We start from the raw sequence: 10,499 nt of genomic DNA, 5'->3' as shown, positions 1-10,499 counted from the left end.
TGCACAAGGTGGCTATAACCGCTACGATGCGAAAGCTCCTGGTCATACTGAATGCAATGCTCAGAGATAACCAGCCTTGGAGCGATAGCCACGCTTTTGCTTGACAGAGAACACGGTTGCTTTGCGTTAATACAGGTTTTGGTTTTAAAGCAACGGCTTGTAGCTTATGTCCCCCACGATGACCCTGTCGATCCCCCTTAGCGAGCGAAGCGGCGTCGAGACCGTCAGCGCATCGGCGTGCGCCTCGGTGACCACGCCCAAGCCGCGCGTCTCGCCCTGGTGATTCAGCCCGACCACCGTCCCCGCCTCGGGCATGTCGAAAAGCGGATGCACCGGCGCGCCGCGATGCAAAAAGACCAGGCGGCGCGTGGCGAGCAGCGTTTCCCGCGCCCCGCGCAGGTAGGCCTCCAGCTTGTTGTAGCGGTGCCGGGTGCGGACCGTCGTCGCGCGGCGCCACACATTCGGCGAGGGGCTCAGCCGCAACAGTTCCGTCTCGGGCATGGCGGTGATGATAGGATCGAGCTCGGAGCCGGCACTGATGGCGACCACCAGTTCCGGCCGGCAGGCCCGGATCTTGGCCAGTTTCAAGGCGACCCCCAAGGGGCCGCAGACGAGCCCGGTGGTATCGATGAGGGTGACCGGCGCCTCCTGCCGGCTGGCGAGCACCATCTTCCCGGTCTCCCCCGCCAGGAGCATGAGGACCGGGGCCGGTGACACCGAACCGAGGAAAGAGAGGTGCTGCCAGGGAAGCCTCACTTCCTCGGGGACCGGGGCGGCAAAGGTGCTGCGGCTCACGCAACCGGGGAGCCCCAGGAAGGCCTGCCCCACGTCGGCATCCACCAAGGCCACCGTCCGCCTCTCCGCCGCCAGCCCCCTGGTCAGGTAACGCACCAGCGTGCTTTTCCCGGAGTCGCTGCGCCCGAGGAAGAGGGCGGCCCCCTTGAGGGCGCGCAACCGATCCAGAAGTTCATTCCAGGAAGGATCCGGGATCACCATGACCTGCTCCATGACTGCTCTTTTCGTTAGAACACCACCGGGTATTCTTCCATTAAAAAAGGAAGATGGCAAGCAGCGCCTGTCCCCGTGCCTCCGCCTCCTGCCCCGGCAGGCGGGGTTGACGTCCGAGACCCCCTCTGTACAATTGGTGGACTCTAACCAAAGGAGGTACAACGTGAGCGTCAACCCCTTCAAGGAACGCGGCATCCCCGTGGAGAAACAGTTGCGCAACTGGCAGGAATTGAACGTGAAACCGTACGACAAGAACGAGGTGCATCCCTACACCAAGGCCCGCATCATCCTCATGAACGGCGTTGAGGTGGAGGGGGCCATTTTCTCGCACCAGTTCCACCGCAACTGTCCCGACATGGAACTGAAAAAGCAACTGGCGTTGACCCGCCGGGTGGAACAGCAACAGCAAAAGGTGATCAACTGGCTCTCCCCGGGCGACGAGACCCCCCTGGAGACCACCATCGGCTACGAGCAGGTCGCCGTCGACCTCACCGCATTTCTGGCCGCCAACGTCCCGGACCAGTACGTGAAGCAGGTCTTTGACTTCGGGCTCCTCGAGGACTTCGACCACCTGTACCGCTACGCGAACCTGCTGGAGATGACCCAGGGGATCAAGGCGGAGAAGCTGGTCGGCAAGCTGACCGAAATCACCCCGGGCCGCCCCACCATCAAGGAGCACCGCCACCCGTATGACGACCTGAGAAAGCCGATGAACCGGATGCAGGCCGATCCGCTCACCAAGCTCTACGTGCTGACCCTGCTGGCCGGCGAGCAGCAGACCATGAACTTCTACATGAACCTGGGCAACACCCTGCAGGACCAGATCGGTCGCGGCCTCTACCAGGAGATCGGCATGATCGAGGAGCAGCACGTGACGCAGTACGGCGCCCTGCTCGACCCCGAGTGCTCGTGGATGGAAAACGCGCTGCTGCACGAGTACAACGAGTGCTGGCTGTACTGGTCCTTCCTGCAGGAGGAGCAGGACCGCCAGGTGAAGCCGATCTGGGAGCTGCACCTCGGCATGGAGCTCACCCACCTGCAAAACCTCTCCAAGGTGGCCGAGAAGATGGGCATCGACGTGAACGCGGTGCTGCCGCAGACCTTCCCGGCACCGCTGCAGTTCAAGTCCCAGGTCGACTACGTGCGCGAGATTATCGCCACCCAGGTCGACTTCAACGCCTGTGAGACCGAGATCGGCCCGCCGGACCAGCTCCCGGAAAACCCGCGCTACGCGCAGGTCCAGGAGATACTGAACCAGAAGGGATCCCCCACCGAGGAGATCATCAAGATGAACCAGAAGAAGAACGGCCACGACTACCGGCTGGAGCTCGCCGGTCAGCATCCGGTCAAGGAGCTGCGGCAGAAGAAATAGCCGCATCTCGTCTCGCCGTCACCAGGGCCGCTTCCGCACAAGGAAGCGGCCTTTTCATTCACAACCAAAGGCAAATCCCCTCTGTCTCCCCTTCGCAAAAAGCAGAAGGGACTGGCTCCGGCAGGTGCCAGTCCCTCTCGCGGAACGCTTATTTCAGCTCAGTCGGCTCGCCAAGCACTAAGGGGACAGGCACCTGGCGGAGCCAGTCCCCTGCTCCGGGGAAGTGTGAAACATGCTGCCGTAAAACGTTGAACGTGAACCAGTGCTCCCCCCCTTGCAAGGGGGGCGGATTGCCTTGGTGAGATGCACCCAAAAAATAGTTTGACATTTAATCGTTTCAGTTGTAGCTTTACATCATCGACTAACGGAGAGGCAGATCATGAAACAGGACGCCAAATCGAAACTCGCGCTGAACACCTACACCAAGCTGATGCGCGGCACCGAATCGGTGACGGCACGGGTGGGGCGCAAAATGTCCGACGCCGGCCTCACCATCAGCCAATTCGGCGTGCTCGAGGCCCTGCTGCACAAGGGCCCCATGTGCCAGCGCGACGTGGCATCCAAGATACTGAAAAGTACCGGCAACATCACCCTGGTCATCGACAACCTGGAGAAGCAGGGGTTGGTCCAGCGCGAGCGCTCCCTGGAGGACCGCCGCTACTGCACCGTGCTCCTCACCGGGAAGGGACGCGAACTGATCGTAGCCACCTTCGCCGAGGTGGAAGCGGCCATTATCGCGGAGATGGGGGTGCTGACCGATGAAGAACAGCAGACCTTGGGCAAACTGTGCAAGAAACTCGGCTTACGGGAGGGATAGCGGACGGAGAGATAACAGCAGCTTTTTTTTGACCTAATAGTTTAACATCAAAAGACCACAGTTAAAAAGATAACAACTAAAACCAAATCTACACGGATCAGAAAAGGAGAAGCACCATGAAAAAAACCATCGCAACCATAGCCGCAGTAGCAGCCCTCGCCCTTCCCGCACTCGCCTCCGCCTCCACCTGGAACATCGACCCCGACCATTCCAGCGTCGGGTTCAAGGTCCGGCACCTCATGGTTTCCAACGTGAAAGGGAACTTCGAGAAGCACAAGGGGACCGTGGAGATCAACGACAAGGACATCACCAAGTCCAAGGTTTCCGTCACCATCGACACCGCATCGGTCAACACCAACGTGGCCAAGCGTGACGAGCACCTAAGAAGCGCCGACTTCTTCGACGCCGCCAAGTACCCGACCATGACCTTCACGTCCAAAAAGGTGGCGAAAGCCGGCAAAGGCAAGCTCAAGGTGACCGGTGACCTGACCCTGCACGGCGTCACCAAGGAAGTGGTGCTGAACGTGGAAGGCCCCGCCAAGGAGAGCAAGGACCCGTGGGGTAACTACAGAAGCGGCGTTACCGCCAGCACCAAGATCAACCGCAAGGACTTCGGCCTGGTCTATAACGCCGCACTGGAAACCGGCGGCGTCGCGGTGGGCGAGGATGTCGACATCAACCTCGAGATCGAGATGATCAAGGCCAAGTAACACCGCGGCGGCAGTACCAGTCCCCTCTCCTTCCGGGAGAGGGCTAGGGTAAGGGCGATGCCCCCGGGCAAATTGACGTAGCCGGCAGAGCCCTCACCCGCCCGCTGGGCTCCCTCTCCCGGAGGGAGAGGGTGATCGGAAGATCATCGATTGTTGGGATAAAACAGAAAGCGCCTGTTCCTTGATTGGAACAGGCGCTTTTGTCATCTCCCCCTCCCTTGACGGGAGGGGGTCGGGGGGTGGGTGAAGCCGCAAGGTGCAGCAATGATGGCACCTTCCCCCACCCCCTAGCCCCCTCCCGCAAGGGGAGGGGGAAGGAAGAGCAGTTGAGGCACCTTTACCCCTGGGCCCGGGAGGGGGCATTCCCGGCCGCTTCTGCCTGCTGGCGCGGGGTGCTGCTGGTAAGGTTCTGCCACCCTTCGGCCTGCAGGCATGCTATGGTCGTTTGCAGTTCGTCCCGGAAATCGGAGAGCACGCGGGTCACGTCCCCCTCCCCTTTCAAGGCCGTCTCCAGCCGCTGCGCGGCGCCGTGCAACGGCTGCGCCGCCAACACTCCGGCGATCCCCTTCACCGAATGGGCGAGCCGCGACGCCTCCTCCTTGTTGCCGGCCCGTATCTCGCGCTCGATGGCCGCCCCCTGGTCCTGGTACTCGCGCTCGAACTGCTTCAACAGGTCGCGGTAGAGCTTGCGGTCGCCGCCGGTCTGGCGCACGCCGGTCTCGAAGTCGATCCTGGCCACCGGGGACCGCTCCTCGACCTGTTCCTGCCCGCCCGCTGGCGCGCGCCCCTGGTCGCCCAGCCACACCGCGATGGCGCCGTAGAGGGACTCCGGGGTGAACGGCTTGGCGATGTGCCCGTTCATCCCCGCCGCGAGGCTCGCGGCCACGTCCTGGTCCATGGCGTTGGCCGAAACCGCCAGGATCGGGAGGGACTCGCCCCCCGCTTTGCCCAGCGCCCGGATCTCCCGGGCCGCGGTCAGCCCGTCCTTGCCCGGCATCCGGACGTCCATCAGGACCAGGTCGAACTCCCTGGCCCGCACCAGGTCAACCGCCTCGTCGCCGTTGCAGGCGACCGTCACCTGCAGCCCACCCCGCTCCAGGAGGGCCAGCGCCACCTTCTGGTTGAAGGGGTTGTCCTCGACCAGCAGTACCCGCTGTTGCCTAAACCGGGTGAAGCCGGCTTCCTTCTTCCGCTCCACCCTGCTGTCGGCGGCGGCGACGCCGAAGGGAAGCCAGAACGAGAAGGTGCTCCCGAGCCCCGGGATGCTCTCGCACCAGATTTCGCCCTTCATCATGGTGGTGAGACGCTTGCAGATGGCGAGCCCCAGGCCGGTCCCGCCGTGACTGCGGGTGAGCGAGCCGTCCAGCTGGGTGAAGGCCTGGAACAGCTGGGCCTGGTCCTCGGCCAGGATGCCGATGCCGGAGTCCCGCACCGCGAAGATCAACTCCGCCGAGCCGGTATCCTTGCGCGCCAGTTTCACCGCGAGTTGCACGCTGCCGTGGCGGGTGAACTTGAGGGCGTTGCTCAAGAGGTTGTTGAGGATCTGGGCCAGGCGCATCGGGTCGCCGGTGAGCAGGTCCGGGATCTGCGAGTCCAGTTCGACGCGCAGATCGACCCCCTGCTGGCGCGCCCTGGGCGCGTAGACCGCCAGCAGTTCGGCCACCACGTCCTGCAGCGAAAAGGTGATGCGGTCGATCATGAGCTTGCCCGCCTCGATCTTGGAGAAGTCCAGCACGTCGTTGATGATCCCCAACAGGAGGTCCGCCGAGACCATCAGCGTCTGCAGGTACTCGCCCTGGCGCGGGGAAAGCTCGGTTTCCTGCAGCAGATGTCCCGCCCCGACGATGGCGTTCATGGGGGTGCGTATCTCGTGGCTCATGTTGGCCAGAAACTCGCTCTTGGCGGCGGAGGCGCGGGCCGACTTCACCGCCAGCTCGTTGGCGCGCTGCACGGTCCTCACCAATTGCCGGTTGGCCTCCTCCTGCATGCGGGTGCTTTCCTGGAGCGCCGCCTCGGTGCGCTTGCGCTGCGAGATGTCGAGCATGATCCAGATGTAGTCGGCCACCCCGCCGGCATCGTCCAAAACCGGCGTAACCGTCACCTCCTGGTCCAGCACCGTCCCGTCGCCGCGGCGTCCCGTCAGTTCCCCCTGCCACGGGCGCTTCGCCTCCAGGCTCTCGGCGAGCTCGGCCAGCAGTTCCCGGTCGGCGTCGGCGAACAGGGACTGCGGGTCCTTGCCGAGCAACTGCTCCGGGGCGCACCCCAGGATCCGGCACAGTGCCTGGTTCACCCAGATGATTCTCTCCTGCCTGTTGGCGATGATGATGCTGTTCATCGCCGCCTCCAGGGCCGCACCCTGCAGGCGCAGCCGTTCTTCGACCTCGCGACGCGCGCTGACGTCGCGGAAGGTGAGCACGGAGCCGGGGCGGCTGTCTCCGGCCAGGGAGCTGCAACTGAAGTCGGCGCTGAAGGAACTGCCGTCTTTGCGCCAGAGCAGTTCGTTGCGGGTGCGCTGACGGGTGCCGCCGACGAATCCAGGGTTCAGCAGGCAGCTTTCCTTGCCGCAGCGGGTGCAAACGGGAGTTTTGCCGTGGTGCATCACCTCGCGCAGGTCCCGCCCCACCAGGTCCCCCTCCCGGTACCCGAGCAGTTCGTGCGCCGCCTCGTTGGCGAAGGTGACGCACCCGGCGCCGTCCACCGAGACCACCCCCTCCTCGACTGATTGCAGGAGCAGCGCAGCGTGCGGCGCGCCCTCCCCGGCCTCCGGCTCGTTGCGCCGGGCCATGTACAGCCAGGCCAGGAACCACCCGAAGACGGTGCAGGCGACGGCGATGAGCAGCAGGGCGGACTGCCTCAGGTCGAGGGCGCCGATCCCTCCCCTCAGGTTGTCCAGGAAAAGGCAGGTGAGTGCTCCCTGGAGGATCACCAGTGCCAGCGTGCTTACTATGGTTATTTTCAGGCTGCGTTCCGCGTTCATGACGCCACCTCTGTATGTTTGAACCGGTCTCGGTCGCCGTCGCGCCGATGCGGGGGACGTATTACCTTCTTCGGGGGGGACCGCCTCATCCTTGAGTGCAATGTGCCGGTTCCGGATTCCTGCAGCCACAGCTTAGGCGACCCTGAAGCGCGCCACCAGCGTCTGCAGCTCGTCCGCCTGCTGGGCCAGCTGCGCCGCGGCCATGGCGGTTTCCTCGGCGCCGCGGGCGGTGTGCTGCACCACGTCGGTGATCTGCTGGATGTTGGAGGTGACCTCGGTGGTGGTTGCGGTCTGTTCTTCAGCGGCGGTGGCGATCTGGCTCACCTGCAGCGACACTTCGCTGATGCACTTGAGGATATCTGCCAGCGCCTGGCCGGAGCGCTGCGACGAAGCGGCACCCTTCTCGGCCTCCTGCACCCCCTCGTCCATGGCGCGCACCGCCTCGCGGGTCTCGCCCTGGATCGCCTTGATCATGGCGCCGATCTCCTTGGTCGCCTTGCTGGTCCGCTCGGCCAGTGCCCGCACCTCGTCGGCCACCACCGCGAAGCCGCGCCCCTGTTCGCCGGCCCGGGCCGCTTCGATGGCGGCGTTCAAGGCCAGGAGGTTGGTCTGGTCGGCGATGTCCTCGATGGTGCCGACGATGTCGCCGATCTCCTCGGAACGATGCCCGAGCGCCTCCACGGTCTTCGAGGTACTGCGCACGCGGCCGGCGATCTCTTCCATGCCGACGATGGTTTCCTGCACCACCTTGGCTCCCTGGTTGGCGGAGTCGGTAGACTGACGCGACGCCTCGGCGGCCAGGACGCAATTGCGGGCGATGTCAGCGCTGGTGGCCGCCATTTCCTCGCTGCCGGTGGCCACGGTCCCGGTCTGGGAAGCGACTTCCTCGGCACCGGTGGCGATCTGGGCGGAGGTCCCCTGCAACTGGGTCGAAGCGGAAGCGATGCTGCTGGATATCTGCACGGTCTGGGACACCAGGACCCGCAGGCTCTGCACCATGTGCCCCATGGCCGCCTGCAACTGGCCGGTCTCGTCCTTGGAATCCACCACCACCTCGACGGTCAGGTCACCCTCGGCCAGGCGGTTGGCCGCCTGCACCGCCTTGTCCAGCGGGCGGGTGATCAGTCTCGCGATTACCACGCCCAGCACCAGCGCGAGCAGCAACCCCAGCGCCAGGAAAGCAGCGATGAACCGGGCCGCCGACGCGGCAGCGAGTTCATTGTTACGGGCGGTCTCCTTCGCCTGGCGCTCCTTCAGCGCCATCAGCTTGTCCAGCAACTCCTGCTGCTTCAGGGCCGCCTCTTTGCCGGGTCCGTGCAAGAGCTCCCTGGCCTGGGCCTCCTGTCCCGCCTGGTCCATCGCCAGTATCCTTTCCACGTACCCCAGGTATGCCGACCTCGCCTGCACGAAGTCGCGGAACAGGCCGCGTTCCTCGTCGTTGGTGATCGTTTTGTCATAGCGTGCGGCACGATCGGAGATGTTCTGACGCAGCGACGTGACCGTGTCCACGTAGCGCTGGCGCAGCGTCGGGTCGGTCGCCTCCACCGCGTCGCGCACGTTGATGCGGACCCTCTGGAAGGAGACCGACATGCCCGCCATCTCACCCAGGGGAACCGTCACTGTTTCATAGGTCCTTTTCCCTTCCCGGTTGAGGTTGTTGGTAGCCCTGATGCCGATGTACCCGATGACCGAGGCTATGATGGCCACGCAGGCAAAGCCTGCTGCGAGTTTGATCCCGACTTTAAGATCTCTGATCGTTTTCATGTCGTGTCTCCCGTACCTGAAGTAGTGGCGGCAGCCTCCCGCGGGGAGGTTGTGGTGGCCGGTGCCGTCGCCCTGTCCTGTGCGGGACAGTTGGGGCCACCTTGTATCTTGTATGAGCATAGCCGGTGCCAAAACTGCAAACACTGCAATTCCGGCACCTTGCGTCGAAGCGGCGATTGACCGGTTGTCCCCCGGCGGGACAGTGTGTGCGCCAGCGGGACAAGGGGGGGGGACACCGCCAAGGGTTTGTCCTCGTCGTCTTGGTTGTTGGTGGCCAAGCTGAAAGGAGCGTACCGGGGGAGGGGACTGGCTCCGCCAGGTGCCTGTCCCCTTGGTCTTGTTTTGGGGGACCAAGCTGAAAGAAGCGTACCGCCAAAGGGACAGGCACCTGACGGAGCCTGTCCCTTCTGCCGCGGGTCGAGGCGGGTCAGGAACGGTAAAAGGCCTTGCGGTTCACCTTGAGCAGTTGCGACGCCTTGGACTTGTTGCCGCTGCAGCGCTCCAGCGTGATGCCCAGGATCTGCTCGTTCAGGGCGTCGAGGGAAAGCTCCTCGACGGGAAGCGCGAGGTGATAGCTGACGCGGCTGGCGTCGCCGGCACCGGCGCCGTCGCCTGCCTCCGGCACCGCCTCCGGCGCGGCGCCGGCAAGCCCCAGGTGGCCGGGACGGATCAGTTCGTTGTCGGTGAGGATGGCGGCCCGCTCCAGGCAGTTGCGCAGCTCGCGCACGTTGCCGGGCCAGCGGTACTCCAGCATCAGGTCCAGGGCCTGCTGCGAGATCCCCGGCAGCGGCTTGCCCAGGTGCTGGCGCAGCTGCTCCAGGATGTGGCCGCACAGGATCGGGATGTCGTCCTTTCTCTGCGAAAGCGGCGGGATGGTCAGGGGGAAGACGTTGACCCGGTGGTAGAGGTCCTCGCGGAAACGCCCCGCCGCGACCAGGTCGGCCAGGCTGCGGTTGGTGGCGACGATGACCCGGCAGGTGACCGGGATGGGGGTGTTGCTGCCGATCTTCTCGAAGACCCGCTCCTGGAGCACGCGCAGCAGCTTGGCCTGCAGGGGAAGCGGCATGTCCCCGATCTCGTCCAGAAGGATGGTCCCCTTCCGCGCCAGGCTGAACTTACCTTCCCGGTCGCGGTCGGCGCCGGTGAAGGCGCCGCGCACGTGCCCGAAGAGCTCGCTCTCCATCAGGTGCTCGGGAATGGCGGCGCAGTTCACCGCGACGAACTCGGCGGGGAGCCCGTTGCCGGCGAAGTGGATCGCGCGCGCCAGCACCTCCTTGCCCGAACCGCTCTCGCCGTAGATCGCCACCGTGGTCTGGCGCGCAGCGGCGACCCGCGAGGCCAGTTCCAGCACCTGCTTCATGGCGGGGTTGACCGTCACGACGCTCTGGAAGGTGTAGCGCTCGCTCAAAAGCCCCTTGATCTGCTCGTTCTCCTGGACCACGTGCTGGTAGTCGAGGGCGCGCCGGATGGTGATGCGCAGGTCCTCCGGGTCGTAGGGCTTCTCCAGGTAGTCGTAGGCGCCGCGCCGCATCGCCTCCACCGCGCTCTCCACGCTGCCGTGCGCCGTGATCACGATGATGGGAATGGAGGGGTAGAGCTTCTGCACCGAGCCGATCAGCTGCAGCCCGTCCATGCGAGGCATGACCAGGTCGGAGAGCACCAGGTCCACCGTCTGCCCTTCGAGGATCTCCAGTGCCTGCAGCCCGTCGGCCGCGGTGAGTACGTTGTAGCCGATCTCGCGCAGCTGGCGCTCCAGCAGGAAGCGGAATACCGGCTCGTCGTCGACGGCGAGGATGGTGGTGGTGTGAGGCATGTGATGGGCTCCGCGTGGTTGAGGTTCACCCTCTTATC

At 64.6% G+C, this 10,499-nt stretch carries 7 protein-coding genes and 1 pseudogene; 4 read left to right on the top strand and 4 right to left on the bottom strand.

Annotated features, from left to right (window positions below):
- Positions 1-104: pseudogene (locus H7687_RS20365) on the top strand (IS110 family transposase); the annotation flags it as partial.
- A gap of 40 nt (positions 105-144) precedes the next feature.
- Here H7687_RS20365 and H7687_RS20360 read toward each other — a convergent pair.
- Positions 145-1,008: a Clp1/GlmU family protein gene (locus tag H7687_RS20360; RefSeq protein WP_183350855.1), complete on the bottom strand. Its 864-nt coding sequence runs from the start codon at positions 1,006-1,008 to the stop codon at positions 145-147.
- Between the two features lie 163 nt (positions 1,009-1,171).
- On the opposite strand from H7687_RS20360, the gene H7687_RS20355 reads away from it, so the two are divergent.
- From H7687_RS20355 to H7687_RS20345, 3 genes are all read left to right on the top strand, one after another.
- Positions 1,172-2,380, top strand: coding sequence for a hypothetical protein (locus tag H7687_RS20355; protein ID WP_183350853.1), 1,209 nt, complete (start codon positions 1,172-1,174; stop codon positions 2,378-2,380).
- 379 nt (positions 2,381-2,759) lie between these two features.
- Positions 2,760-3,197 (top strand): MarR family winged helix-turn-helix transcriptional regulator, encoded by a 438-nt coding sequence (locus tag H7687_RS20350; protein WP_183350851.1) that lies wholly within the window; start codon positions 2,760-2,762, stop codon positions 3,195-3,197.
- Positions 3,198-3,313: 116 nt separating this feature from the next.
- A complete protein-coding gene (locus tag H7687_RS20345) occupies positions 3,314-3,907 on the top strand; it encodes a YceI family protein (RefSeq protein ID WP_183350849.1) in 594 nt (197 codons plus the stop codon).
- A 337-nt stretch (positions 3,908-4,244) separates the two neighbouring features.
- Here H7687_RS20345 and H7687_RS20340 read toward each other — a convergent pair whose 3' ends face one another.
- The 3 genes from H7687_RS20340 to H7687_RS20330 all read right to left on the bottom strand — a co-directional run bounded on the left by H7687_RS20340 (position 4,245) and on the right by H7687_RS20330 (position 10,461).
- Complete coding sequence (locus tag H7687_RS20340) at positions 4,245-6,884, bottom strand: PAS domain-containing hybrid sensor histidine kinase/response regulator (RefSeq protein ID WP_183350847.1); 2,640 nt, start codon at positions 6,882-6,884, stop codon at positions 4,245-4,247.
- A 132-nt stretch (positions 6,885-7,016) separates the two neighbouring features.
- The gene (locus H7687_RS20335) at positions 7,017-8,648 is read right to left on the bottom strand and encodes a methyl-accepting chemotaxis protein (RefSeq protein WP_183350844.1); all 1,632 of its coding nucleotides are present in this window, start codon (positions 8,646-8,648) and stop codon (positions 7,017-7,019) included.
- A gap of 427 nt (positions 8,649-9,075) precedes the next feature.
- Positions 9,076-10,461: a sigma-54-dependent transcriptional regulator gene (locus H7687_RS20330; protein ID WP_183350842.1), complete on the bottom strand. Its 1,386-nt coding sequence runs from the start codon at positions 10,459-10,461 to the stop codon at positions 9,076-9,078.
- Positions 10,462-10,499 lie beyond the last annotated feature (38 nt).

The sequence above is a fragment of the Geomonas paludis genome, from assembly GCF_014193585.1.
GTDB lineage: Bacteria > Desulfobacterota > Desulfuromonadia > Geobacterales > Geobacteraceae > Geomonas > Geomonas paludis.
This window is presented reverse-complemented; position numbering and strand designations above follow the sequence as displayed.